We start from the raw sequence: 26283 nt of genomic DNA on the forward strand, positions 1-26283 counted from the left end.
GTTAAAACAGAAAGAGCGGCTTCCCGGCTCTCGCCCCGGGAAACCGCCCCGATCTGTGGGTCAGCGGTCGGTTTATCCGCTCGGTCGATGCTCTCCGCACTGGCGGAGACGGAGGCGGGGAGGTTCGTTGGGGAGTCCCTCAGCCGCCCCCGGCTCTATGCTTCAGTGCTGGTGTCTGCACCGACCTGGGAATTTCTTCCCTGAAAACAATGTATGCCGTGAATGGGCTACCTTCTCTACGCAGGTACTACCCGACTTTTCGTGGCGCTTACGTAGTTTTGGAAATCCGGCTGCGGGTACCTAGCGATCCTGCTTGCCAATGTCCCTACGTGAGGACAAACCCAGCTTCGTGAGGATGCTCTCCACGTGGCCATCGACGGTCCTGATTGACACTCCCTGCTCCTTCGCGATCTGCCGGGCGGTCTTTCCTGCGGCGACATCAGCGGCGACAACTGTCTCGCGGGGCGTGAGACGCGTGGCCTGGCGAAGCGCCGCCAGTTGTGGGTGCGCCCGCTGAAGCTCAGGATCGAGCTGGCCCAATAATTTCGAAGCGCTCCTGACCACCTTGCCATTCGAGCCAGCGGATTGGGTAAGGAGCACCCCTAGACAAACGGGAACCAGGAGTTCCTGGCCGTGGGCGAGGCAAAACTCGGCAGCACCAATCAGCCGGGCGGGATCTCCCTCGTCCAGCGCAGTCAACACTGTGTGCAGGCTTTGGGCACGGGGATCGGCCAGCCCGGTCGAACAAGTGATTGCCCTGGAGATGGCATCGGGCGCACCCGCCTGCACGCCCAGGACAGCTAGTTCGGTTCGGAGTTGGGGATTTGCCACCTCTGCCGTCATCTCGTTGCGCTGAGGGATCAACGCGGAATCGGGTGGTTCCCTGACCACCGCCATGTAGGCCTCGGCCAACAGCAGGCGTTCGGGAGGGCCCAGGTGAGTGAGACGTTCATACTCCGCGACGTACCCCTCAAGGCTGGGGTCTCCAATGAGCCAGGCTGTGTAGGCGGCCAGGGCGGTCGCCAGCGGCCTGAACCGCTTGATATCCCTGCCCCGAAGCACCACCACTGCAGTCCGCAGGTGGACGAGGGCCGTCACCGGACGTCCCCGGCGCAGCTCGGTCAGGCCAACTACCAGCTCCCAAAAACCGATAAACCGTTTTACCCACGGGGCCCTGCCATGGGTGAGTTTGGCCTGGAGGGCCGCCAGGTCCTCCCAGAAGCCGCCGCCAGCCAACAGGAACATGAGCCGCACCACCACGTACCCGCCGTAGTTCCGCAGCGGCTCTTCCTCGAGAATGATGTCCAGGGCCTGCGTAAACTCGGTGGCCGCGGCGCGAAGATCCCCCCGGCGGTAGTGCAGTTCGCCCGCGACGACATGCCAGCACATCGCCTCATTCGGATCATCGGGCGGACCGCCGGCTTCCACAACCGGTACCTCCGGAATGGCGCCGCCAATGAGCTGCTGCAGGTCGCTGCCGAGCCGCATCATCAGCGTGCTCTCATAGACCTCTCCCGTCGAGGCCGCGGCGGACCGACGCCTGATTGCCTGGGCCAGCGTGGAGGCGCCCATCCCGGTGGCGAGATTGATCTGGAAGACAAAGTGGACCACCGAGGCAAGCACCTCCGGGCCTGGGTCCCCCATCAGGAGTCGGCGGAGGCGCGACAGGGCGAGGTCTGTCCGGCCGTCATAGAACTCGGTCCGCGCCCGCTGCACTTCGGCAGCTGCGACGATCCCTTCCTCGTCGACGGTCAGGTCAGAGGGGAGCAGTTGCAGCAGCAGTTCGGCGGTATCCGGTTGGTCTAGGCGGTTGGCCAGTGTGGCAGCGGTCAGGACTTCCCGGTCGTCGACGGCCACTCCCACCGACAGCTTCCACATCACCCGGTGGATAACGCCAGGGGTATTGGAGAGGTCAGAGAGGTACTGGTTGACGTTCTCCCAGAGTCGCCGCGACCGGAAAGGTTCGATCCGCTGCCGGATGGCCGCTCCCAGAATGGGTGGGGAGGCCCGCAGCCAGATTTGCCCGGCGTCCTCCACCCGGGTCAGTGCACCCTCCAGCAACAGGTCGTTCACCGTATTCACCCCCCACAGGTCCACGACCACCTCCACTGGAATCTGGTGGGCCAGGGCGACCGTCAGGAGAACATCGGTTTCCTGCTGACCGTAGTCGGCAATCAGGCTGAAGATCCTCTCAGCCATTCGATCGGTCAGGCTGAGCTCGCGGGGAAGTATCCAGACGCCGTCCCGGACCTCGATCAGGTGCTGCAGTTCCTCATCCCGGGAGACCATTTCCAGCAGGACCGGGCTTCCCCCGATCACGTCGCACACCAGGGTGCTGGAGAGCATCGGCAGCGTCGCTCCCAGGATGCTTCCGAAATACTCCCGGACATCTGCCGGGGAAAGTACCGGGATCTTGACCTCCTCGATGAAGCCGTCCGCCAGCGATAGTTCGAGGTCCAGCGGAAGCTGGCTGCGGGGTCCGCTCCGGATCAGCAGCCCAATCTCCGGTGACTCAGCCAGCCTGGTCAGGACGGCGATGCTCGACGAATCGAGGTGCTCGGGCCCCCGCACCACCACCACGCAACTCCCGCCCTCGGCCAGCCGCCTGATCCGGTCCCGGACGGCTGACAACACGTCAAGTTCCGACTGGAAGTTGACGTCAGGAGAATCAAGGAGGAGTGGGGCCAGCGGGGCGTACGCGACATCCGCGAAAGGTTCAGTGCCCTGCACGTTCACCGTGCAGCCGGGCTCGGCGGACGCCAGGATGCGGGCGAGCAGGAAGTCTCCGCCGAAGACGGTGGAGGTGGTCAGGATCAGCCCACCCCCCTGGGCGGTCACCAATTCGCGCCCCGCTGCGTGAAGTACCTCGTCGAGAATGCTTCGCTTGAGGTGGTCAGCTCGGGGCTGGCTGGTCATGCACCGCCCGATTCTGCAGCATCATCGAGAGGCTGAAGCGCCTGCCGCAATTGCTCCCTCGTCGAAACTCCCAGCTTCCGGTATGCATTCTGCAGGTGACGCTCGGCGGTTCGGGGGGAAATTCCCAGCAGGGCCGCTATCTCTGAGTTCTTGCTGCGGGACACGGCAAGGTCGACCACCTGGCGCTCCCGACGCGTGAGCGCCGCGATCTCCGCTGGCAGGTCAAGGTGGAGCTCGGGCCCGGGGACCAGCTCTTGGGCGGCGCGCTGGACATCGGGCTGTCTGACCCTGCCCGCTGCACGCGATGCCAGAGTGGCGGCAACTCCCGACAACGCGGTGTTCCCCTGCCGGGCTGCTGCCTGCGCAGCCCTGACCAGGGTGATCGGTTCCCCGGTCAGCACGCCGTCGGCGAGCAGGCCCAACTGGCGGGCGAGCGGTCCGGTGGTTGATCTGGCGCACCGTTCGAGACGCTTGAGGTCCAGCTCATTGAAGCCGTGGTCGGGGGTGGCATCCGCGTTGTGCTGGCCCTGCGTCAACACCATGGATCCAAGCGCAAAAAGTTGCAGGCCCAACAGCCCGGACAGTCTCGGGTGACCCGCCAATTCCTTGAAGTCGGCGGCGACCCTGCCCTGGTCGTCCGGTTCAGCGAACAGGCCGGCGCACTGGGCAGTGAACCAGCCGAACATATCGGTGGGGGTCCGACCACCACGCTCGCCCCCGATCATCACGTCGCCTGGTTCCCGGGAAATCAGGCGTGGCAGCAGCAGCGTGGACTGTTCCCCGAAGAGGAGCCTCCCCGGGCGCCGCAGCACATTCTGGCCCAGGATGTCAGAGAGGCCGCGCCACTCACCATTGAGGAACAGCACCCGATAATGGGCGGTCTCCCCGATCTCCCGCACCACTGCGGAGCGCACGCTGCGGTACACCAGCCCGCATTCGATGGCGAGCAGGCGGGCCCGGGCCGGATCCCCGCAGACCGCGAAAGCCTCGGCGGCGAGCATGGTTACCAGGTAGCGGGCGTCCGGCCACGCGGGAAGGGTGATCGAGTGAAAGAGATCAAGCACAGCCCGGTACTCACCGGTGCGCCGCAGCACCAGCATTTGCGCCACGGTGTCGCCCGCCACCTCTTCCAGCGAAGCCTGGTGGGCTGCGAAGACAGACTGCACCAGTTCTCCGACCGCGGCCTCGTCCGCAACAGCTGCTGTGGACGACCCGGCGTCAGCGGCAGCCGCAGTCAGGACCTCCATGCCCTCCCCGGGCTGCCCGAGGAACCAGTGCGCTTCGGCCTGGACGCGCCGGGCTGGACCTGTCTGGGCTGTGACCGCCGAGGCAAGGTCGAGAGCTATCCGGGGCGAGTAGGCCCGCAGCGCGTCATCCGCTGCGGCCAGCAATGCCGAATCGTTCACTTCTATACCGCGCTGCAGTGCCCAGACGATATTGGCGCCGGGCGGCCGCACCCCGCGCTGCGCCATGCCGGGCTCAACAATCGTTGACCACACCTCGCGGCTCCGGTCATTACCCAGGGTTTGCCGCAGGATGTGGGCGAGCCCCTTACTGTGCAGCCAGTAGGTGTTCCCGCCGTCACGCGCCTCGACCATGCCCTCACGTTGCAGGCGTTCGAGCGCCCTCATGTCGCAATGCTGGGCAAGCACGTCAATGTGAACGGATCCTGCGGCGGCGAGGATCTCCAGCGCGGCCCGCTCGGCGCTGTTGAGCCGTGACTGCAGTACGGCCAGACCGCTGCGCAGGGATCCGCTGGTGAATGGTTCGGCGTAGTGTGGTGTGGTCCGCCATCGTCCGTCGATCAGGGCGATGTTGCCGTTCTCCCGCGCGTGGGCGCACAGCATGGCCAGAATCCGGGCATTCCCCCGAGAGTGCGCGTGCAGGGAGTTCGCCACCGAGGTGGAGACCTCCCCACCCAAGACACGGGTGATCACTTCCCGCCCCTCGTCGACCGATAGGGGCGTCAGGGTCAGGGGTTCCATGGATCGGCTGTTGACCGCCGCGCGCAGTTCCGGGCTGTCATCGACCCGGTTGCAGGACACCAAAAGGGTGACCGATGACAGTCCGAGCACCATGGTGCATAGTGCCCGGCTCTCGGGGTCAAGGAAATCGAAATTGTCGATCAGCAGGATGACAGGACGGTCGGTGGCAAGCTCCCGTAGCCTGGCCGAGAGCTGGGCGAAAACGGTCGCTGGGTGGAGGGTTGAACCCGGAGGCACCCGGACAAGATCTCCCAGCGCCAGGTAGGCGGTTCCGCTACCCCGGGGTGTCCCGCGTAGGCGGACAATGTGGCTGTCGGATTCAAGAGAGAGGGATGCGACACGCAGAGATTCGGTTTTTCCGGACCCGAACTGTCCCTCGACGACCACCGAGACTCCATGCCGGAGGTAGTCTTCCAGCTGCTTCATCAACTGGCCTCGGGTGCTGTCCCCAGTCATTCTTGTCCCCAATGTGGCGTGTGCTTAACAGGGAACTGGCAGCTACTACCGCCTCTTTAAACACTGGCCCCCACGCCCGCCGGGCGCAGGGAATAGTGAAATCTTCCGCTTCTGCAGCCACTGGTTACCCGGCTCATCTTATCTATGCGGGCGATTGACTCCCAACAGTCGCCCCGATGACAAGATGGTCGAAGGCTACCACTAACGACGGGGGTTTGGAACCCCTGCTCGGAGCCCTAGCGGTTGGTGTCCTAGATGGAGTATTCGGGGGCGGCCCAGACGATAACTTCGGGGTGCTCGTAGAACCGGTAACCCTGGCCCCGAACGGTGCGGACTGTGTTCGCGAGCCGGCCGAGCTTGGACCGGAGCCGACGAATGTGAACGTCGATTGTCCGTTCGTTGGGCACCTCTTCGGCGTTGCGCCACAACCCGCTCAGGAGTTCCTCGCGACCGACGGTGCGCGTCGCATTTTCGACGAGGTAATTGAGGAGTTCGAACTCCTTGAAGGTCAGGTTCAGGGTCTCACCGTCGAGGTGGACCTCGCGGCGGGACAAGTCGATCAGCACCCCGGTAGGACGAGGCGCGGCGGGCTGGGCAGGTGTCGCGGGTGCCCGGCGGGTGACTGTCGGATCACCGAGGGCCTGCCTGACGACGTCGATATCGCTCCCGACGGCGTCCGCCGGGGCAAGCGCGACTGCGGCGTGACTCTGGGCCTGCGGCACGAGGGACCGGACATGGGCCCTGACGTCCTGGGCCAGCTTGGTCAAGGTCGTCCCGTTCGCTGCGGCGGTTTCCTCGTTGAGCGCCACGTACAGGACAAAGCCGCGGGCCGTCGTGTCGCCGCTGACCGACTGGGGGCCGGGGATCCCGTTGGGCGTGACCACGGCGGTGGGTGCCGTGTCGGGGTGTGAGCCGTCGGCCGAGCCCGGCACCGCCTGAAGGGGCCGATATTTCGACGTCGGCTGGTCCTGTGTCGGGAGTTCACCGTAGGGGACGAAAGACGGTCGCGGCTGGTAGGAGCGGGCCTGAAGGATGGCGCGGCTCTGAGCGTTGCGGAGTGAGATGTGGACGTAACCAGATGCTACTGACATATTGCTTGCCTCTACGTGAATGGCCGTCATCACGGCACGAATGCGGGGGTGTGCCCGGTCGAGATGGCTTCAATGGAGCCCGCCGTTGGGCTAGGAGTGCGTACGGGTGGGGGTAAGCCGTTACGCGTGCATTCGACACCAGCGCGGCCCGCGGACAGGCTGGACGCCTGCTGTGGACGATGCGGCTGGGGATGCCGATGAGTGGGTAAACACGTTACTAATTATTGCACGTCACATTCCTTTACGCACAAGTAACAAAGCATTATTGGGCGTAGCGCTGCCCAAAAAGAGGTTGGACAGACTGTTCACGAATAACACTAAGTACACTGCGAATATCGTCTTCGTCCACATAAACAGCCTGAAACGCAACATTCGTCCAGAGCAGGCCCTGTCGACAGGAGGTGGTCGTCCCTTACGCAGGGATGGTCCGCCCACGGCATAGCCCCACCCGGGGCCATGGATTCCGGAGTGGAAGGGGCTAGCCGACCACGCCGTACAGACGGTCGCCAGCGTCACCGAGGCCCGGCACGATGTAGGCGTTTTCGTTGAGCTTCTCGTCAATAGAGGCCAGAACGATGGTGACGTTCGCGTCCTCGAGTTCGGCCTGCAGCGCTGCGAGTCCTTCCGGCGCAGCCAGCAGGCAGATGCAAGTGACATCTGCCGCGCCGCGTTTGAAGAGGAACTTGATGGCTTCACGCAAGGTGCCGCCGGTAGCCAGCATCGGGTCCAGAACAAAGACCTGCCGCCCGGTCAGGTCATCGGGCAGCCGTTCGGCGTAGGTGATGGCTTCGAGGGTTTCCTCGTTGCGGGCCATGCCCAGGAATCCGACCTCAGCGGTGGGGACCAGCCGGGTCATTCCCTCCAGCATGCCCAGTCCCGCCCGCAGGATCGGGACGACCAGGGGGGTGGGCTTCACGAGTCCGGTGCCGATGGCGGTAGTCACCGGAGTTTCAATCTCGACAGGCTCTACCCGGACGTTGCGGGTCGCCTCGTAGGCGAGCAACGTGACCAGCTCCTCTGTCAGCTGCCGGAACACGGGCGACGCAGTGTCCTTGTCCCGGAGGACTGTGAGTTTGTGGGCTACAAGGGGATGATCTACAACCAGTACGCGCATAGCTCAAAAGTATCATTGGGGGCATGCCGCGAATCCCGCTCGGAGCCGACCTCCTCCATTCCCAATGGATGGGCCTCGCCCTGGACGCTGCCCGACGGGCCCTGGCGACGGCTGACGTACCCATCGGCGCCGTGGTCGTCGGCCCTGACGGGACGGTCCTGGGTACCGGCTGGAACGAGCGGGAGGCCTCCGGCGACCCGACCGCCCATGCAGAGGTACTGGCCCTGCGGCGTGCAGCAACGGCCGCGGGGAGCTGGCGGTTGGACGACTGCACCCTGGTGGTCACCCTGGAGCCCTGCGCCATGTGCGCGGGGGCCTCCGTGTTGGCGCGTGTCCCCCGCGTGGTGTTCGGGGCGTGGGATCCCAAGGCCGGGGCGTCCGGGTCGGTTTTCGACATCCTTCGGGAACGGCGGCTCAACCACTGGACCGAGGTGATCCCCGGAGTTCGTGAGACCGAGTCCGCCGATCTGCTGCGGGACTTTTTCGCTGCGCAGCGCCGGGAACGGTAGGCCGCGGCACCGGTCATCGATTTCGCTCCCCGCTGACTTGGTGTCGCTGAACGGAGGTAGTGCGTAGGCTGACTAATTCCGGTATAGCCGCAAAGTTTAAGGAGCACTTGATGAACGCGCAGCAGGATGGCATGAAAGAACTTCATAAGGTCTTGAAGGACGCGGATATCGCGATCCTCACCACGATCAACGGCGAGGGCCAGCTGGTCAGCCGCCCACTCGCCGTGCAGAAAACCGAGTTCGACGGCGATCTGTGGTTCTTCACCGAGGACCCGTCACCGAAGACCGCCGAGATTCGCACCAACCCCCAGGTAAACGTCTCGGTCAGCAGCGGCAAGGGCTACGTCTCCATCACCGGCACGGCGTCTGTGACCAAGGACCGGGCGAAGATCGACGAGCTGTGGAGCGCGTCGGTGGAGCCATGGTTCGAGAACGGCAAGGACGACACCTCTGTCGCCCTGATCAAGGTCGACGCCGACACTGCCGAATACTGGACGCTTGACTCCCCGAAGATCGTCTCGGCGTTCAAGATCGCCAAGGGCCTCATCACCGGCGAACGCGCCGATCCAGGCAAGAACGACGTCGTCGATCTCTAGTCTGCTGAGGGCTTGAAACCGCCCCGTACGAACACCGAAAGCCCCATCTTCCCTGATCGACCGGGAGGGTGGGGCTTTTTCGTGAGGTGGGCAATTTTGATTGCGAGCTCCGGCTCGCACTCCTCCATGGCGAGGCGGCGCGCCTCGTCAGCGAGCGCCGCGCCCCTGCGTCCCCGGATGGCTGTTGTGACGGCGCGGCGCAGGTTGGCTTGCCGGCTTTCCGACACCACCGCCAGATTGGCGCCAGCCGGTCCCACCAGCTCCACCCACTCGCGATCAGTCCTTTTTGCGCCCCGGTTCACCATGCGCTCATCGTAACCGTCGGCCAGAAGAGCATGGCTGTCGGTGGGCGTTTTGGGACTGGGGGCCGCCAGCCGGTAGTGTGGACGCGTTGGTGACGTGTCCGAGCGGCCGAAGGTGCAACACTCGAAATGTTGTTTGGTGAAAGCCAACGTGGGTTCAAATCCCACCGTCACCGCCAGTTGGCAAAGCCCCTGTCTCCCTGATCATCAGGGAGGCAGGGGCTTTGTTGTGCCTGTTGTGCGCGACGCGATATTCCTTCGCCAGCGCCGTCACGAGATCTCAGTCTCTTGCCGCGGACTCCAGCCGCCTCAGCGCATCCTCTCGGGACTGCTGACCACGGCGTTCGTCAAAGCCAATTGCCAGACCGAGCACCAGCGCCATTTCGAGCATGCACAGCGGGACCGACACCCCCGCGGCGGCCAAGGGCACACTCGCAGCCAGGCCGAGGACGACCAGCCCCGTATTCAACAGGAGCAGGCGATCGGTGCCGAGCATGAAGCTGTAAATGGTGGTGACAAAGATCTTGAACAGAATGATCGGCAGCGCGATCGAGGCCACAGCGGCAGCAGCTGAGATATGGGTCTCATGATCGATGAAGTAGGCGGCCACGTGAAGGCCTGCCCCCGTGGCCGCGATGGCCGCGAAAACGAACATATGCCCGTACCCGAAGGCCCAGGACCGGTGCCGCTGAAAGTGCAGGGCCGCGCCGGAGGGGAGGATGAAGTAGATCCACCACATAGCGAACGCCAGGCCGGTGCCACTCAGACCCACCAGGGCAGCGTCCATAGACCACCCGTGTGCTGCCACGATGGCCCGCAACGTCTCGATGGCGCCGATCAGGCACTCGCCGAGGGCAATGATCGCCAACAGCCCGTAGCGTTCCGCGACGTGATGGGCATGCCAGGGGGTCTTCCCCTTGCGCTCGGCATAGGTGGGGGTTGCAATTTCCAGGACCACCAGCGGGGCAATCATCAGGATCGTGGTCGGTATGTCGGTTTCGACCAACAGCACAGCGACCCAGCCCAGTTGCACCAGGGCCAGATACCTGGCATAGCGTAGACACGTTTCCCTCCGAGCCGGGTCCTGACGCGCGGCCCGAAGCCACTGCGAGATCAGGGCGACACGCATGATGATATAGCCGCTGACGATGGTCACGTTCTCCACGTGGTGGCCCTCAATCAGCGAATGAAACAGGGGCTCGATGCCCATCGCGAGGATGAGGACTCCCACCATCTGGACCATGGTGACCAGCCGGAACACCCAGTCGTCGGTGTCATAGGCACTAGCGAACCAGGTGAAGTTCACCCAGGCCCAGATCACCGCAAACATCGCGATCGTAAACCCGAGGAGGCCGGCACCGACGTGGGCTTCCGCAATGGCGTGTGCGAACTGGTTGCCGGCCACTCCGAACGCGATCACGAAGGTCAGGTCAAAGAACAGTTCGAGCGGGGTCGCGGAACGGACCTTTCATGGGGATCTCGACCTCCCATGCGGGAGAGCGCGTGACGAACTGGGTTCGTTGCCATGGCACCAAGATAACCCGTCCCAATCAGCGTGTCAGCCCTGGCTTCTTCCTCGTACTATTGTCTCGACAGACACAGTGACAAACGGAGCTCATGGCAACCTCATCTCGGCGATCGGCCAGGATTATTGTCCTCACCGGCATCGACGGTGCAGGGAAGACCTCAGCCGGAGAACTGCTCACTCTCCGACTGTCCGAAAAGGGATACCCGGCAACGTTCACCACCAACCCATCGGGGCGCAGAAGCATCGGCACCTGGTGCGAACGTCATCACATTCATCCCCCGGCAGTACGGCTGGATGCCGTGGAAACTGTGATTCGCTGTCTCAACGTCGCCATCTCCCACCTCCGGGCGGGAAACCGCTCCCGCGTGGTGATCATGGACCGTCACCTGTACTGCCAGCTCGCGCTAAGGCGGGTGCGGGGACTTCGCCGGGGCTGGTTCTTGCCCCTGCTGCTCAGAGTCCTGCCCGCACCCGAGGCAATCATCTACTTCGATGTCGGTGCCGAGGTTGCCTACAACCGGATCAAGAGCCGCGCCTCGGACACCGAGTCACTCGAGCACCTGACGATGTTCGACAGGGCCTACAGGGAGCTCCCTGACTTTCAGGCGTTCACCATCATCGACGCGAGTCGTTCAACTACAGACGCAGTGGACGACATGATGCGGGCTCTCGGGCTGTGAACCTCCGGCCCGCGATCATGTGGCCGCAACGTCGTCGATCAGGACCGCAACTGGCGAATTGGTGACTGAACTCGACAGATAGGTGAAGAGCCCAATGGTTCCTCCGGTTTGCAGCCCTGCCGTCGAATCGGTTGCCGAACGCTGCCAGGCGGCCGGCTCGGCAGTTCCGGCTTTCCAGACCTTCGCCCGGATCGTCGTCGGGCTGAGCCCCGTCACCTCGGTCCGTACCAGTAGCCGGTCGCCGGGAGCGTAGGTGAGCCCCGGCAGGGTGAGCGAACCCTGCAGCGACGCCTCGGTGCCGCTGGCGTTCGTGCGGTGCAGCGAAAGCGCCGTCTGGCCGTTGGCGTCCAGCCTGACCTTGGCGCGGTACTCCCCCACCCCTGCCACCCGGCGGCCAATCGCTGACACGTAGAGCGAGCTGGTGGCCGGCCGCTTGTCCACGCCCACTGCAAAGGTCAGGTCCGTGGCCGAGGATGGCGGTGGATTAAGGTAAGCGGTTCGTCCGGACCCTGCCGTGGTGTGCCTGATGGTGCCGGTCCCGGACCCCACCGAGTACGACGCCGCTCCACCGGTTACCGTCCACGGCCCGCCCTGATCGGCCGTTCCCCAGCCTGATGCCACAGTCCTGCCGAAGGTGTCTGCGGCGAACGACCCCTGTGGTGGGGCGGGTGCGACCGTGACGGTCCGGGTGGTGCTGTTGGTGGCGCCGTCGTCGTCGGTCACCGTGAGGGTGATCGTGTATGCACCAGCGGCTGCGTAGGCGTGGCTGGTTTGCGCGCCGGATCCAGTGGTGCCGTCACCGAAGTTCCACGCATAGCCGGTAACCGTTCCATCCGAATCGGTGGACGTGCCAGCATTGAGGGTGCAGTCCAGGAGAGTACAGGAGCTGGCAAAGGCAGCGGTTGGCGGAAGGTTCGACGGCGGCGCCCCCACACTGAGGGTGAATGCGTCAGTGAAGGTCCCGCCCGATGCCCCGGTGAATCCCGCGCTGAGCAGGTCCGGCGTGACCGTCACATCCAGTGAACCGAATGTCGGGTTGGCATTCAGACCCGACGCCGTCGCGAAATAGGGGGCTTCGGGATCGGCGGGGAACACGTCCCTCAGGGTGACACCTCCCGTGCCGATGGTGGCGAAGACTGTGCCCCCGCCCTTGCTCATGGCGTTCCCCGTACCGGCAATGCACGACGACGACGCGGTGCCGGGCACCAGCGCGGGACAGCCGGGGCTGTGGGCGAGCTGGTGTGTGCGCTGGTAGAGGTGTTCGTGCCCATTCAGCACCAGATCAACCCGCTTCTGCAGCATCAGGTTGGTGATATCGGCACCGGCAACGCAACCGTACTGTCCCTGGGACAGGCAGGGCGCGTGCATCCCCACCACCACCCAGGGGATGTCGCTGGCCCGTGCGCCGTCGATGGCCGCAGCGGTCCAGTTATAGCGTGTCGTCCCCGCCGCGTAAGACCAGACGCCGCCGTCGGTGAACGGGATCCCCGGCGAGATCATCACGTAGCGTACCAACGGGTTCTCCCGGGGCACATCCACGTAGTACTGGCGGCCGTAGCTCCCGATCAGCCCGGGCAGCTGGTTGGGCAGGCAGGCGGCGAAGTCGTTGACGTTGCCGTTCTGTCCGTTGCTTTCGTGGTTGCCGGAGAGCAGCTCGAAGGCGAAGCCGGGACCCACCCGCGACGTGACGAAGTCGCACCAGGCCTGTTCGGCTCCGGTGGCACCGTAGGAGAAGTCTCCTAGAGCCAGATGCAGGTCCGGTTGCAGGGCGCCGATCTGGCTGAAGACGGAGGCTGCCGCGGGGCTGGCGGAAAAATCGCCGCTGGCGGTGAAGTGCACTGACGAATCAGCGGCCGGGGCCATTGGGACCAGTTGGGGAATCACCGCCGACCCCACTACCAGTGCTGCGCTGGCCACAATTCCGGTAATAAGTTTGGCAGTTCCCATCTCACAGTCTCCATCTGGCAGAACAGCGGTGAAACGCCATTCATTCTGAGACCTGCGCTGAGCGTACACCCGTGTTCGGGTGTCGGGAAGGCTGGGAATCCGAGACTTACCCCTTGCGCCTGAGGCTAGCCTGCCGGGAGCAGGCGACCTTTCAACTCGCGGACCCTGGCATGGATATCGTCACGGACCAACTCCATACGTTGGCGGCCTTCAATTCCCCGCAGTGAGGGCTCATCGGTGTCCCACACCTCCACTACAACCCCGTCCACGGACGGCACCCGGGCCTCGGCCCCCAACACCACGACAAGTCCCGCGGCTCGCATGTTGTCCTCGGTGAGCATCGTGGGTTCCTCGCCAGTGATATCGATGCCCAGATCCAGCAGGACCTCCGCCGAAAGGCCATTGATTGCCGCACCCGGGTTGGTGCCCGCCGATGAGACGACGACCTGGGCACCCGCCTCATGCTTCATCAGACCGGCAGCCATCTGGGACTTACCGCCGTTCTTGACGCACACAAACAGCACAGCAGGAAGCACTCGGTCTGCATTCTTCTCCGGATGGTTCATCATGGTCGCCCTTAGCTTTATGCCCTTGATAAGGGTGGTCTATGTGAAAGCAACGATACGCTATGACATCGACAACTTTCGATGTCTCGGGCGATTACAGTGTCCTCCGGATACGGAAGAGTCCTTTCGCAGTGGACGGATCGACCACTGACCCGTTCTGCACGATCTGGACCTGACCAGTCGTGACCAGCCGCCGGGCTGCCCGCCGTGCGGGCTCGATGAGGTCCCGCCAGTCGGCACCACCCACGGCGTGCGCAGCGTCGGCCGAGCCGATACTTGATCCGGCCGTCAGCAGGGTGAGGATCCGGGCTTCCAGCTCCCGATCCACCCGGGTCACTCCGCGGCGTCGGCAGTCGGCGGAGCAGTAACGGACCTCGGCCCAGGTGGAGGCCCATTTCGCCCGCCATTGAATCCGTCGCCCACAGGATACGCAGGTCTTGTCGTTCGGGGTGCGAGCCGTTCCGCGCTGTCGGTGGGCCATCACCCCATTCTCCACGGGCGGGCCCCTCCTTGTAGGGTTTGGCTGTGGCACTAAGGATTCTGGCGGTTGGCAAGAAGCATGAGGCGTGGGTCAGCGACGGCATCGCGCGGTACGAGAAGCGCCTGAAGAAGCCGTTCGACCTGGGCTGGCAACTAATTCCCCACTCCTCCCGGGAAAACGATGCAGCCCGCCGCGAAGAGTCCGAGCGGCTGCTGGCAAAGCTGACGGGCGACGACTTCGTGATTCTGCTCGACGAACGAGGCAAAGCTCTTGACTCTCCCGGCCTGGCCCGCACCCTGCAGCAACCCATCGACAACGCCCGTACGGTGATTCTGATTATTGGTGGTGCCTACGGTGTGGACCCGTCAGTGCACACCCGGGCCAATCTGGTGTGGTCCCTCTCCCCGCTGGTGTTTCCCCACCAGCTGGTGCGGTTGATCCTCGCTGAGCAGCTCTACCGTGCGCAGGAAATCGCCGGTGGTCGGCCCTACCATCACGAGTAACGCCGTTCCACCAAGCCGAGCACCCCACCGCGTCGAATACTCTTAGGTGGGGCGGGTAGCCCAACAGCTGCAGTACGAGTGCGGACAACTACTTGATCCAGGGAGGACCATGAGCAGCGCATCGCCTTTTGCTCGCCTGGCCCGTTCCCTGGCGACGTCAGCGGTTATCCTCTCCCTTGCTGCCGGGGCGCACGTGATCGGTGGGGGGCATCTCCCCGCCCCGTTGATCGTTGCCGTGCTGGGTTCGGCAACGCTCTTAGCAGTGACTGTCATTGCCAGGAAGGCTCTAACGCTACCCGCCCTCCTTCTGGTGCTTGGAGTGGGTCAGTGGCTCCTGCACACCGGGTTCAGTCTCACCTCCACTGCTTCAGCCTGTGTCGCCGCCCCGGCCCGGCACTATGCCGTCCAGTCCGTCAGTTGCCTCCCCAGTGGTGAGCACACCCACGCCGCCTCGGCCCACGCCGACGTGTGGATGCTTGCGCTTCACGCCCTCGCCGTCATCGTCACCGGGTTCATGCTGCAACGGGGTGAGACCGCCGCACGGCTGGCGGCGTCCTGGCTTGTTCCATTGCTGAGGCTTCCCGACGTCGTCGGCCCTGTCCCAGCACCACGGATCCCACTGTTTCCCCCAGCCCCCATCCGCCGGTCCGCCCGCGCCTTCCGTGATGTTCCACCGCTGCGTGGTCCACCGTCGACGCACGCCCCCGCTCTTTCCCCCGCCTGATCCACCGGACGGCCGGGGTTCACACACCCCACCCATTTTTCGCTGCCTGAGAGCGCCATGCGCCCGGCCAGCACCCAGAAAGGTATTCCCATGAAAACTTCGACACGTCGCACTGTCACCACCTCCGCGCTCGCCGTCACCACCGCCGGCCTGATGGCACTGGGCCTCGGCACAGCATCAGCACACGTGAACGTCAGTCCCGCCAGTACCACCGCCGGCGGTTACACGCAGCTGAACTTCTCAGTGCCCAGTGAATCTGACACCGCGCTGACCGAGAAGATCGAGGTCCAGTTGCCAACGGATTCGCCCTTCACCTCGGTCCGGGCGAAGCCGGTCGAGGGCTGGACCGCCGAAGTAGTCCGCGGCGAGCTTCCGGAGCCCGTCGAGATTGACGGCGCCACCATTACGGAGGGCGTGCTGTCGGTCATCTGGACGGCGGACAGTGAGGAAGACCAGCTCACGGCCGACGAGTACCAGATTTTCTCCCTGTCGGTGGGGCGCCTCCCTGAAGAGGGAACCACCGTGACGTTGCCTGCCATCCAGACCTACTCTGACGGTAGCGTGTCGAGCTGGGATGAGGTCGCCGAGGAAGGTGCCGAGGAGCCCGAAAGCCCCGCTCCGTCCTTCGTCACCACTGCCGAGACCGAAGCGGGCGGCCATCACAGCGCGGAAGCAACCGACGAGGCGGAGGCAGCTGACGCCGAACAGGCTTCAGCTACCGAGTCCACCTCCACTCAGCCGGTCATCTGGGTGGCTCTTGCCGCCGGGTTGCTTGGCCTGGTCGCAGGCGCACTGGCCCTGGTCCGGACCCGCAACACCAAGTAGCGGTCTGTAACGATCCCTGCGTCAATCGGCTGCGAAGCACGGCGGCCGATTGACGCAGGGTCGATCAACGGCGATGGTGAGTCCATGCGTATCCACACTCGGACTTCGTCCAAAGCCGCTGCCCTCCTCGCGGCCCTGAGCACCATCGTTTTACTCGCGGGCTGTGGAACCTCAGATCCCACCGACCAGGACACCACTACACCCGCGGCTGAGGTCAGCGCGTCGGCCCCGGCCACTGAAGAACCCACCGAGGAACAAAGCGAGGCGGCCTCTCCAGCGCCCGACACCTCGACCACCCCCACCGGCGAACCTTCCGGGGAGCCGACAGCCTCCGAGCCCGCCGAGGCTGGAATGTGCACGGCAGCAGATCTCTCAGCGGTGGTGGAGACCCCGATGGGTGCGGGCGGCGCCGGAACGGTGGAGCGCACCCTCATCCTCTCGAATGCCTCGGACGCGGAATGCACCATGACCGGCTACCCGGGGGTGTCCTATGTGGATGCAGCCGAGGCTCAGGTTGGCGCTCCCGCTGACCGGGAACCCGGCGTCGAGGTTCCCACGGTAGTCCTGGAACCGGGGCAGTCGGCGATTGCCACCCTCCTGCAGACGAACGCCCAGAACTATGGGGACGAATGCAACCTTACCGATACCACCGGAGTGCGCATCTATCCGCCGGGCGCCACCGATTCGCTGATCGCGCTCCAGGAATCAGTAGGGTGCACTGCCGAGGACATTGTCCTGATGACCGTCGGCCCCATGGTCGCCATGTAGGGATCCTTCCCATCCCGTCCCGGGAACCATCCGGCCGGGGCGGACGAACCGGTGGGCTACCTCGCGGCGGTAGCCGGAACGGACTCTGTAGCGTGCCGCTGGGTGAGCAGCACGTGCCGCAGCCGGCCAGCTGCGAGCGCGAAGACAGCGGCGGTGAGCAACTGGAGCGTGAGGGTCAGCCAGGTTTGGTGCGCCACGACGGCCCCCACCCCGGCAAGAAACGCGAAGACCCCCGCGGTCACCATGACCCGACCGCGTTCCAGCAGGCCGTACGCCACCAGGCCCAGGCCCAGCACAATCCACCCACCCAAGCCACGCAGTACCCCGATTGACCCGCCGAGCAAGGCTCCGAGCTCCAACGCGACGGCCAGCACCAGGTAGGTGCCCGAGTTTGCGTTGATCGCTGGCGGGTTGCGCACCAGCCACGGGCCGGCCACCAGGATCAGCACCAGCGTGGCCACCACGAAGTAGGCGGCCACCGCACCGGTATTTTCACCCGCGAGCAGGCTCGCTACGGCACCACCGACAAAGAGCACCGACACTCCGGCCAATGGGACCCAGTTGTTGCCTACCTGGCCACTCATGCGTGCGCCTTTCCTCCTGCAGCGGGGCGTTCTACCTTGAAAGCTACCCCTCATTCGCCCGCGGCGCGGGAGCCTACGCCCGCTGAATCACAAAATGTCAGCAGGCTGCGAGATGATAAACCGGTGACTTCGGTGCTGGATAGGTTCACCCCCGCGACTCATCAGTGGTTCGCCGGGGCCTTCGCCGCGCCCACCTCCGCACAGGAGGGGGCCTGGAACGCCATCTCGGCGGGCTCCAACGCCCTGGTGATCGCACCCACCGGTTCCGGCAAGACCCTCGCAGCGTTCCTCTGGGCCCTGGACAAGTTCATCGCCGCCGGCGCCGACGACACGGGTCTCCTCGCCAAGGGGACAACAGCCAAGGGAAAGGCAGCGGGCAAGGAGGTGCCGGCGAAAAAGCGCGGCACCCGGGTCCTGTACATATCGCCGTTGAAAGCCCTCGGCGTCGACGTCGAACGCAACCTGCGCGCACCCATGATCGGGATTACCCAAACGGCAAAACGACTGGGACTGCCAGCCCCCTCCATCACGGTGGGGGTGCGCTCAGGTGATACCTCGCAGGCCGACCGGCGCGCTCTGCTGACCCGCCCGCCGGACATTCTCATCACCACGCCGGAATCGTTATTCCTGATGCTGACGTCCAAGGCCAGGGAAACCCTCACCGACGTCGACACGGTCATCGTCGATGAGGTCCATGCGGTGGCAGGATCCAAGCGCGGCGCGCACCTTGCGGTGTCGCTGGCCCGGCTGGATGCGCTCCTGGAAAAACCGGTGCAGCGGATCGGGCTGTCGGCCACCGTGGAACCCCAGGAAACGGTCGCCCGCTTCCTCGGCGGCAATGCGCCGGTGGAAATTGTCGCCCCGCCGTCGAAGAAGCAGTGGGACCTGACTGTCACGGTGCCGGTGGAGGACATGACCGAGCTGGGCGGACCGCCCACCCAGAACGGTGGCGATGACACCGACGGTGACACCTACGGCGCCGAAGCAGTCCCCCAGGGGAGCATCTGGCCCCACGTCGAGGAGAAGATTGTCGACCTGATTCAGGCGAACCGCTCGACGATCGTGTTCGCCAACTCCCGTCGGTTGGCCGAACGGCTGACCGCCCGCCTGAACGAAATCCATGCCGAACGACTGGAGGCTGCCGCGCTGCGGGCGGCAGGACCAGACGGAGCGGACCCCGTCTCCGGACAGCCCGCTGGGCAGCGGGCAGGGCAGGCGCCCCCCGCCCAGCTGATGGGCCAGGCTGGCCAGACCGACGGCGCCGAGCCGCTCCTCGCTCGGGCCCACCACGGCTCGGTGTCCAAGGACCAGCGGGCGCTGATCGAGGATGACCTCAAATCCGGCCGGTTGCGCTGCGTCGTGGCGACGTCCTCGCTGGAACTGGGCATCGACATGGGTGCCGTTGACCTGGTGGTCCAGGTCGAATCGCCCTACTCGGTGGCCAGCGGCCTGCAACGGGTGGGCCGCGCTGGCCACCAGGTGGGTGAGGTATCCCAGGGCGTGCTCTTCCCCAAACACCGCGGGGACCTGGTCAACACTGCGGTCACTGTGGAACGGATGCTCGCAGGGAAGATCGAGCCCCTGTATATTCCCGCGAATCCGCTGGACATCCTGGCGCAGCAGACGGTGGCAGCGGCAGCCCTGGGCACCATCGACGTGGAGGAATGGTTCGACGTCGTCCGACGCTCCGCACCGTTTGCCACGCTGCCCCGATCGGCGTTCGACGCGACCCTGGACCTGCTGGCCGGCCGGTACCCCTCGGACGAGTTCGCTGAGCTGCGCCCCCGGATCATCTGGGACCGGGTGGAGGGCACCATTACTGGTCGGCCCGGTGCCCAGCGTCTGGCTGTCACCTCCGGCGGCACCATCCCCGACCGCGGACTGTTCGGGGTCTTCCTGGTGGGCTCCGCCGAACCTGGGACGGGCGGCAAACAGGGCGGACGGCGGGTCGGCGAACTCGACGAGGAGATGGTCTACGAGTCACGGGTGGGCGACGTGTTTGCCCTCGGCGCCACCAGCTGGCGGATCGAGGACATCACCCACGACCGGGTGCTCGTCTCCCCCGCCTTCGGTCAGCCGGGCAGACTGCCGTTCTGGAAAGGAGACTCCCTTGGCCGTCCCGTGGAACTGGGCCGCGCGGTTGGCGCCTTCGTCCGCGAAACGTCCCTCGCTTCGCCCGAGGACGCGCAGGCACGGTGCAAAGCGATCGGCCTGGACGACTGGGCCTCGGGCAACCTCCTGACCTACCTCTCGGAGCAGCGGGCAGCTACCGAAATAGTGCCCAACGACCGGACGCTGGTGGTCGAACGGTTCCACGACGAGCTCGGCGACTGGCGGGTCATCCTGCACAGCCCGTTCGGCATGCCGGTTCACGCTCCCTGGGCCCTCGCCGTCGGAGCCCGCCTCGAGCAGCGGTACGGCATGGACGGCTCGGCGATGGCGTCCGACGACGGGATCGTGCTGCGGGTACCACTGATGGAGGACGAGCCGCCGGGGGCGGAACTGTTCCTGTTCGACGCGGAGGAACTCGACGGAATTGTCACCACCGAGGTGGGTGGCTCGGCACTGTTCGCTTCACGGTTCCGCGAATGCGCGGCCCGCGCTCTCCTGCTCCCCCGCCAGAACCCGGGAAAACGGTCCCCGCTCTGGCAGCAGCGGCAGCGTTCAGCGCAGTTGCTCGACGTCGCCCGGAAGTATCCGACGTTCCCGATCGTGCTCGAAACGGTCCGCGAGTGCCTGCAGGACGTCTACGACCTGCCCGCCCTAAAGGACATCGCCGCGAGCATCGAACGCCGGGAACTGCGGATCGTGGAGACCACCACCTCCCAGCCGTCGCCGTTCGCCCGCTCCATGCTGTTCGGCTACGTGGCCTCGTTCCTCTATGAGGGGGACTCGCCGCTGGCCGAACGGCGGGCGGCCGCCCTCTCCCTGGACCCCACCCTGCTCAACGAACTGCTGGGGCGGGCCGAACTGCGTGAACTTCTCGATCCGGGGGTCATCGCCTCCACGGAGAGCGAACTGCAGCGCCTCGCCCCGGACCGGTTGGTGCGCGGGCTTGAGGGGGTAGCGGACCTGCTGAGGCTTCTGGGGCCCCTGACCACCCGCGAGGTGGCGGAGCGCTTCGAAACACCCGAAGACTCCGGCGACACCCCGGCCACCGACCTGGTGGGCCCGTTACTCACCCAACTGGTGCAAGCCAACCGGGCACTGCAGGTGTTCGTCGCCGGCGAGGAACGCTGGTCAGCGGTCGAGGATGCCGCCAGGCTGCGCGACGCACTCGGGGTCCCGCTGCCGATGGGGATCCCCCTTGCATTCATTGAACCGGTCGCGGATCCCCTCGGGGACCTGGTGGGGCGCTACGCTCGCACCCATGGGCCGTTCACCGTCGTCGAAACGGCCCAGCGCCTGGGCCTTGGCGTTGCCGTGGTGCTGACCGCCCTGCAGCGGCTCGCCGCCGACGGCCGGGTGGTGGAGGGCGAGTTCCGCCCGGTTGCCTCCCTCCCGGAAACAACCTCGGAGACCACCCATACCGCGTCGCCCAGCGAGTGGTGCGACGTCGAAGTGCTCCGCAGGCTCCGTCGCCGGTCCCTGGCCGCCCTCCGGCAGGAGGTGGAACCTGTGGATCCGGCCGCCTATGGCAGGTTCCTTCCCGCCTGGCAGCATGTCGGGTCCACCCTGCGCGGACTCGACGGTGTGGCCACCGTCGTCGACCAGCTCTCGGGGGTACCCATCCCGGCATCCGCCTGGGAACCGCTGATTCTCGGTTCCCGGGTGGCCAACTACACGCCGGCGATGCTCGACGAGTTGACGGCGACCGGCGAGGTGGTCTGGTCCGGAGACGGATCCCTGCCCGGCAACGACGGATGGATCGCGCTGCACCTGGCGGAGAACGCGCCGCTCACCCTCCGACCCGATCCCGTGTTCGACCCGTCAACACTGCAACTGAACCTGCTCGAACTGCTGGACCGGGGCGGTGCCTACTTCTTCCGGCAACTCGTTGAGTCCCTGGACTCCGCGGCGCCGCTGAACGACACCGAGGTGGTCAGCGCCCTGTGGGAACTGGTGTGGGCCGGGCGGATCAGCAATGACACCTTCACGCCGGTGCGCAGCCTGCTCGCTGGCGGCAAGACCGCGCACAAACAGCGTGCCGCCCCACCCCGCGCCCGCTCCTCCCGGCTGGGCCGGCTGGGCCGTGCCCCCGGGGCGTCGTTGACCGGTTCCTCAATGCGGATGTCAGGGGCCGACGACGGCGCCCGCGGCTACCAGCGCAGCACCCCGCCGATGGCGGCGGGACGGTGGACCATGCTGCCGCCCGTGGAGGCGGAGACCACAGTCCACGCGCATGCCACTGCTGAACTGCTGCTGGACCGGTATGGAGTAGTCACCCGGGGCTCGGTGGGCAGCGAGGGCACCCCCGGTGGGTTCGGCCTGCAGTACAAGGTCCTGGCCCGGCTCGAGGAGATGGGCCGGTGCCGGCGCGGGTACTTCATCGAACACCTCGGCGCCGCCCAGTTCGCGGTCCCCGCGACGGTGGACCGGCTGCGCTCGTTCGGCGCCGACGCACAACAGGAACGACGCCCCGGTGAGGACCCCGGCGTCGTGCGGTCCTCGATCGCCCTCGCCGCAACGGATCCAGCCAATCCCTACGGGGCCGCGCTGGCGTGGCCTTCCTCCGACGGCGGGCACCGTCCCGGCCGGAAGGCTGGCGCGCTGGTGATTCTTCAGGACGGGCACCTGGCCCTGTATGTGGAGCGGGGCGGGAAGACTGTGCTGGCGTTCACCGATGATTCGGCGGCGCTGCACGCCGCGGCCGGCGCCTTGGTTGCCATTATCCGCCGGGGCGCGGCCGAAAAGATGGCGATCGAGAAGGTGAACGGGGAACCGGTACTGGACTCGGAGGTGGGCCGCGCGCTGACCGCTGCGGGGTTCTACTCCACCCCGCGGGGACTGAGGATTCGTGCCTGAGGGGGATACCGTCTGGCGGGCGGCCCGGGAGCTGAACGCGGCCCTCGCCGGCCGCACCCTGACACGGTGCGATATCCGGGTTCCGAAGTTCGCGACTGTGGATTTCACCGGCGAAACAGTGCAGAACGTGGTGGCCAGGGGCAAGCACCTGTTGATCCGGGTGGGCGGCGATGACGGGTGGACCATCCACTCGCACCTGAAGATGGAGGGCCTGTGGCACATCTACGCCAAGGGTGCCAAGTGGCGGCGTCCGGCGTTCAAGGCGCGCTGCATCCTGGAGACCCCCGACGCCGCCGCCGTCGGTTTTGAACTGGGTTTCCTGAAGGTCCTGCCCCGCTCCGGGGAGGAAGAAGCGGTCGGCTACCTGGGCCCGGATCTGCTGGGACCGGACTGGGATCCCGAGGAGGCACTGCGACGGCTCAGCTCCCAACCGGACCGCCCGATTGGGCTGGCCCTGCTGGACCAGCGGAACCTGGCGGGGATCGGAAACGTGTACCGGTGTGAGCTGTGTTTCCTCGCCGGGGCGCACCCGCTGACCCCGGTGGCGGAAGTCAAGAACCTCCCCCGGATGGTGACGTTGGCGAAGAAACTGCTGGAAGCGAACAAGGCGCGGTCCACCCGGGCGACCACCGGGAATCTGAGGGGCGACACCCTGTGGGTGTACGGCAGGGAGCACCGCGGTTGCCTGCGCTGCGGCACCCGGGTCACACTGGAACAGCTCGGGGACAACGAACTGGAACTGCGCGACCTGTATTACTGCCCGTACTGTCAGCCCGCCAGCACCTTGGCCGCCGAATGATTTCACCTACCATCACCCGAGGGGGCCTATGAGCTGGGCAGCGACCCTCCCTGCGTTCGTGGTGGCACTCGCGGTGGTGTTCGGGCCCGGCCTGGCCTGGGGTGCCGCGCTGGGGTTGCGACGGTTGACCCTGCTGGCCCTCGCCGGTCCTTTCAGCGTCACAGCGGTGGTGCTGTCCGCCGAGGTCGCAGCTTTCGCTGGGGTGCGGTGGTCGCTACCGCCGGTGCTGGCGGTTACCGCGGTGGTCGCCGGAGCCCTCTGGATCCTGCGCCGCCAGTTCGGGCACCTGATTCACGGCGCCCCGGTGCCTGCCGAGCCGCCGGCCCGCTGGCGTCTGGTGTTCACCGCGTGGGCGGTTGCTGCAGTGCCGGTGGCAGCGGTGATGTTCTGGATGTTCGGTGTACCCGAAAACATCGCCCAGTCCCACGACAACATTTTTCACCTCAATGCCCTGCGCTACATTGCCGAGACGGGCAATTCGTCGTCGCTGACCCTGGGGTATCTGGGGACCCGGGAGGGCACGTTCTATCCGGCAGGGTGGCACGCCGTGGTCTCCCTGGTGATCGCCACAGCGGGCATCCCCCTGACCGCCGCCATCAATGTCACGAACCTGGTGCTCATCACCGGGATCTGGAGCGTCGGTTGCCTGTTCCTGGTCAGCCGTCTCACCGGCGAACGCTGGCTGCCTCTCCTGGTCGCTGGCGTGCTGTCCACCGCGTACAGCTCCTTCCCCTATCTGCTCCTCGAGTTCGGCGTGGTCTACCCGTTCATGCTGTCCATTGCTATCCTTCCCGCAGCGCTTGGGCTGGTGATCCAGCTGGTGCGGGCCGGTACCGAGGTGTCACTGACCCGTTCCGGGAGTGCCCTGTTACTCCTCGGTCTCCTGCCGGGACTGCTGCTGGCCCACCCCTCGTCCCTGCTCGGGCTCCTCGCCCTGGCGGCCCCCGCCGTTCTGGCGGTGACGTTCGCCAGGATTCGCACCAGCGGCGGCCGACGTCGGCTGGTTGCGGTGTCCGGCGCCGCGGCGTTCCTGGTGCTCGCCGCCGTGCTGTGGATGACGGTACGCCCCGCCCGGAGCAGCGCCGACAACTGGGCACAGATGGGCGATGCCGGAGGAGCCGTCTCGGAGGTGCTGTTCCACGGCCCGTTGGGCCGCCCGGTCGCGCTCCTGGTCACGGTGCTCACCGCGGTCGGTGCCGCCGTCGTCCTCTACCTGCGCAGCCACCGGTGGGTGATCGCGATGTACCTCGTGGCTGGCGCCCTGTTTGTGCTCGGCAGCTGGCAGGAAGTCCCCACGCTGCGGTGGATTGTCGCGGGTGCCTGGTACAACGATTACTTTCGGATCAGTGCGATGCTCGCACCAGCCGGAATCCTGGTGGCCAGTATCGGCGGCGTCGCCCTGGCGCAGACCCTGATCCTGGGTCTGCAGAGCCTGCGTGCCCGGCGGGGCACCCCCGAACCCGCCTGGTTCCTGCCAGCGGCGTCAGCAGTCCTGGTGGTGATCGGCCTGGCCGTCGCGCCGCTGTTCGCGGTGCAGCGGGGAGTCAATGAGGCGGCCTTCCACTACCGGTACACCGAGGATTCCCGGCTGCTGACCATCGACGAGCTGACCCTGCTGGAACGGCTCCCGGAGCACGTGCCAGCAGACGCGGTGATCGCGGGCAACCCGTTGACCGGCGCCTCACTGTCCTACGCCTTCGCCGGCCGGCAGTCACTGCTCCCCTACGGAACCAATCCCGCCACCGAGGAGGCCCGCGTCGTCTTCGACTATCTGGACACCATGCGGCTGAACCCTTCGGTCTGCGAAGCGGTGCGCAGCACCAACACGGCCTATGTGCTGGACTTCGGGACCGCCTCCGTCCACGGCGGGCGGGCGGTTCCCTTCGCTGGCCTGAACGACCTCTCCCTGGCGGCCGGCTTTGAGTTGGTGGACCAGGAAGGCAACGCGTCACTGTACCGAATTGTGGGGTGCAACTAACGGCTGGCAGTCTGGGGACAGCGCACGCGTACCCTAGATAGGTGATGCAATCCCCCCTTCCCGTCCGCAACGGCGTCAACGCCACCCGGTTGCGCCTGCCCTCCGAGGGCCCCTGGGGGACCGCGCTCGACTACATCCTGGACCGCTGGGACCACGTGGACCCGGAAGGCATCGCCACCCGGTTCGACCGCGGGGAGGTCGTCGCCCTGAACGGAGAGCGGCTGACCCGGACCACTCCCCTTACCGAGCACACGTTCGTCTGGTATTACCGGGAGCTCCCGGTTGAGGAGCGGCTCCCCGTCGAGGTGGGCATCCTGCACCAGGACGAGAACTTGCTGGTGGTCGACAAACCGCATTTCCTACCCACCACACCGGGCGGCCGGTATGTCGCGGAATCGGCGCTGGTCCGGCTCCGCGTCCAGCTGGACCTGCCCGACCTGATCCCCATGCACCGGCTGGACCGGCTGACGGCTGGGATTCTGCTCTTCTCCACCAACCCGGCGACCCGCGGAAACTACCAGTTGCTCTTCGAGAACCGGCTCATCTCCAAGGAGTATGAGGCTGCCGCCCCGGTGGACCCGAGTCTGGACCTGATGGCACAGCCGCGGGTGGTCCGCAGCCGCATCGTCAAAAGCCGTACCTACCTCCTCGCCCAGGAGGTGGACGGGGAGCCGAACACCGAAACCCTGGTGCACCTGGTGGAGGAACGCAACGGCCGGGGCCGTTACCGCCTCGCTCCGCACACCGGAAAGACCCACCAACTGCGCCTGCACATGGCCGGGCTTGGACTGGGGATCCTGAACGACCCCTTTTACCCGGTGCTGCTCCCCCAGGCCCCTGACGACTACGACAAGCCGCTGCAGCTCCTGGCCAAAAGCATCGCCTTCACCGACCCGCTGAGCGGCGTCCACCGGCGCTTCGACAGCCGGTTGAGCCTCCAGGACTTCGGCTAGGAGCCATTCCGGC

At 65.9% G+C, this 26283-nt stretch carries 21 protein-coding genes and 1 tRNA gene; 12 read left to right on the forward strand and 10 right to left on the reverse strand.

Annotated features, from left to right (window positions below):
- Nucleotides 1–300: 300 nt before the first annotated feature.
- The 4 genes from HMI57_RS11585 to upp all read right to left on the reverse strand — a co-directional run bounded on the left by HMI57_RS11585 (nt 301) and on the right by upp (nt 7562).
- On the reverse strand, nt 301–2916 hold the full coding sequence (locus HMI57_RS11585) for a helix-turn-helix transcriptional regulator (RefSeq protein ID WP_171586168.1): 2616 nt from the start codon (nt 2914–2916) through the stop codon (nt 301–303).
- A complete protein-coding gene (locus HMI57_RS11590; protein ID WP_171586169.1) occupies nt 2913–5327 on the reverse strand; it encodes a LuxR C-terminal-related transcriptional regulator in 2415 nt (804 codons plus the stop codon). The genes HMI57_RS11585 and HMI57_RS11590 overlap by 4 nt, the downstream gene beginning before the upstream one ends.
- A gap of 281 nt (nt 5328–5608) precedes the next feature.
- Nucleotides 5609–6448, reverse strand: a complete 840-nt coding sequence (locus tag HMI57_RS11595) for a winged helix-turn-helix domain-containing protein (protein WP_171586170.1) — start codon at nt 6446–6448, stop codon at nt 5609–5611.
- 478 nt (nt 6449–6926) lie between these two features.
- Nucleotides 6927–7562 carry a uracil phosphoribosyltransferase gene (gene upp / locus HMI57_RS11600; protein WP_171586171.1) on the reverse strand — a complete coding sequence of 212 codons (636 nt, stop codon included), beginning with the start codon at nt 7560–7562 and terminating at the stop codon, nt 6927–6929.
- Nucleotides 7563–7585: 23 nt separating this feature from the next.
- Between upp and tadA the strand changes: the two genes are divergently transcribed.
- Both tadA and HMI57_RS11610 read left to right on the forward strand, forming a co-directional pair.
- Nucleotides 7586–8071, forward strand: a complete 486-nt coding sequence (gene tadA / locus HMI57_RS11605; RefSeq protein ID WP_171586172.1) for a tRNA adenosine(34) deaminase TadA — start codon at nt 7586–7588, stop codon at nt 8069–8071.
- 110 nt (nt 8072–8181) lie between these two features.
- Nucleotides 8182–8667 (forward strand): pyridoxamine 5'-phosphate oxidase family protein, encoded by a 486-nt coding sequence (locus HMI57_RS11610; protein ID WP_171586173.1) that lies wholly within the window; start codon nt 8182–8184, stop codon nt 8665–8667.
- On the opposite strand, the gene HMI57_RS11615 is transcribed toward HMI57_RS11610, so the two are convergent.
- Nucleotides 8664–8972, reverse strand: coding sequence for a hypothetical protein (locus HMI57_RS11615; protein WP_171586174.1), 309 nt, complete (start codon nt 8970–8972; stop codon nt 8664–8666). The two genes, HMI57_RS11610 and HMI57_RS11615, sit on opposite strands and share 4 nt — an antisense overlap.
- Nucleotides 8973–9060: 88 nt before the next feature.
- Between HMI57_RS11615 and HMI57_RS11620 the strand changes: the two genes are divergently transcribed.
- Nucleotides 9061–9148 (forward strand) — tRNA-Ser (locus HMI57_RS11620).
- Nucleotides 9149–9249: 101 nt separating this feature from the next.
- On the opposite strand, the gene HMI57_RS11625 is transcribed toward HMI57_RS11620, so the two are convergent.
- A complete protein-coding gene (locus HMI57_RS11625; protein ID WP_346655197.1) occupies nt 9250–10389 on the reverse strand; it encodes a low temperature requirement protein A in 1140 nt (379 codons plus the stop codon).
- A gap of 197 nt (nt 10390–10586) precedes the next feature.
- Here HMI57_RS11625 and HMI57_RS11630 point away from each other — a divergent pair, with 197 nt between their 5' ends.
- The gene (locus HMI57_RS11630; protein WP_171586175.1) at nt 10587–11177 is read left to right on the forward strand and encodes an AAA family ATPase; all 591 of its coding nucleotides are present in this window, start codon (nt 10587–10589) and stop codon (nt 11175–11177) included.
- A gap of 15 nt (nt 11178–11192) precedes the next feature.
- On the opposite strand, the gene HMI57_RS11635 is transcribed toward HMI57_RS11630, so the two are convergent.
- The 3 genes from HMI57_RS11635 to HMI57_RS11645 form a co-directional block, all read right to left on the reverse strand.
- On the reverse strand, nt 11193–13124 hold the full coding sequence (locus HMI57_RS11635; protein ID WP_171586176.1) for a PKD domain-containing protein: 1932 nt from the start codon (nt 13122–13124) through the stop codon (nt 11193–11195).
- A gap of 125 nt (nt 13125–13249) precedes the next feature.
- Nucleotides 13250–13693, reverse strand: a complete 444-nt coding sequence (locus tag HMI57_RS11640) for a low molecular weight phosphatase family protein (RefSeq protein ID WP_228721076.1) — start codon at nt 13691–13693, stop codon at nt 13250–13252.
- Between the two features lie 91 nt (nt 13694–13784).
- Entirely contained in the window at nt 13785–14171 is a 387-nt protein-coding gene (locus HMI57_RS11645) for a DUF3253 domain-containing protein (protein ID WP_171586177.1), read from the reverse strand.
- Between the two features lie 44 nt (nt 14172–14215).
- On the opposite strand from HMI57_RS11645, the gene rlmH reads away from it, so the two are divergent.
- The 4 genes from rlmH (at nt 14216) to HMI57_RS11665 (ending at nt 16991) form a co-directional block, all read left to right on the forward strand.
- Complete coding sequence (gene rlmH, locus HMI57_RS11650; protein ID WP_171586178.1) at nt 14216–14674, forward strand: 23S rRNA (pseudouridine(1915)-N(3))-methyltransferase RlmH; 459 nt, start codon at nt 14216–14218, stop codon at nt 14672–14674.
- 109 nt (nt 14675–14783) lie between these two features.
- The gene (locus tag HMI57_RS11655; RefSeq protein WP_171586179.1) at nt 14784–15398 is read left to right on the forward strand and encodes a hypothetical protein; all 615 of its coding nucleotides are present in this window, start codon (nt 14784–14786) and stop codon (nt 15396–15398) included.
- 90 nt (nt 15399–15488) lie between these two features.
- Nucleotides 15489–16223, forward strand: a complete 735-nt coding sequence (locus HMI57_RS11660) for a YcnI family protein (RefSeq protein WP_171586180.1) — start codon at nt 15489–15491, stop codon at nt 16221–16223.
- Nucleotides 16224–16307: 84 nt separating this feature from the next.
- A complete protein-coding gene (locus HMI57_RS11665) occupies nt 16308–16991 on the forward strand; it encodes a DUF4232 domain-containing protein (protein ID WP_171586181.1) in 684 nt (227 codons plus the stop codon).
- Nucleotides 16992–17047: 56 nt separating this feature from the next.
- Here HMI57_RS11665 and HMI57_RS11670 read toward each other — a convergent pair whose 3' ends face one another.
- Entirely contained in the window at nt 17048–17575 is a 528-nt protein-coding gene (locus tag HMI57_RS11670) for a hypothetical protein (protein WP_171586182.1), read from the reverse strand.
- A gap of 123 nt (nt 17576–17698) precedes the next feature.
- Between HMI57_RS11670 and HMI57_RS11675 the strand changes: the two genes are divergently transcribed.
- The 4 genes from HMI57_RS11675 to HMI57_RS11690 are packed head-to-tail and all read left to right on the forward strand — an operon-like array spanning nt 17699 to nt 26270.
- Nucleotides 17699–22540 carry an ATP-dependent helicase gene (locus HMI57_RS11675; protein ID WP_171586183.1) on the forward strand — a complete coding sequence of 1614 codons (4842 nt, stop codon included), beginning with the start codon at nt 17699–17701 and terminating at the stop codon, nt 22538–22540.
- Nucleotides 22533–23339 (forward strand): Fpg/Nei family DNA glycosylase, encoded by an 807-nt coding sequence (locus HMI57_RS11680; RefSeq protein WP_171586184.1) that lies wholly within the window; start codon nt 22533–22535, stop codon nt 23337–23339. Before HMI57_RS11675 ends, HMI57_RS11680 begins: the two co-directional genes overlap by 8 nt.
- Nucleotides 23340–23367: 28 nt before the next feature.
- Complete coding sequence (locus tag HMI57_RS11685; RefSeq protein ID WP_171586185.1) at nt 23368–25317, forward strand: DUF6541 family protein; 1950 nt, start codon at nt 23368–23370, stop codon at nt 25315–25317.
- 44 nt (nt 25318–25361) lie between these two features.
- Nucleotides 25362–26270, forward strand: a complete 909-nt coding sequence (locus HMI57_RS11690; RefSeq protein WP_171586263.1) for an RluA family pseudouridine synthase — start codon at nt 25362–25364, stop codon at nt 26268–26270.
- The last annotated feature ends 13 nt before the right edge of the window (nt 26271–26283 follow it).

The organism is Arthrobacter sp. 260 (genome assembly GCF_013116745.1).
Classification (GTDB): domain Bacteria; phylum Actinomycetota; class Actinomycetes; order Actinomycetales; family Micrococcaceae; genus Arthrobacter_D.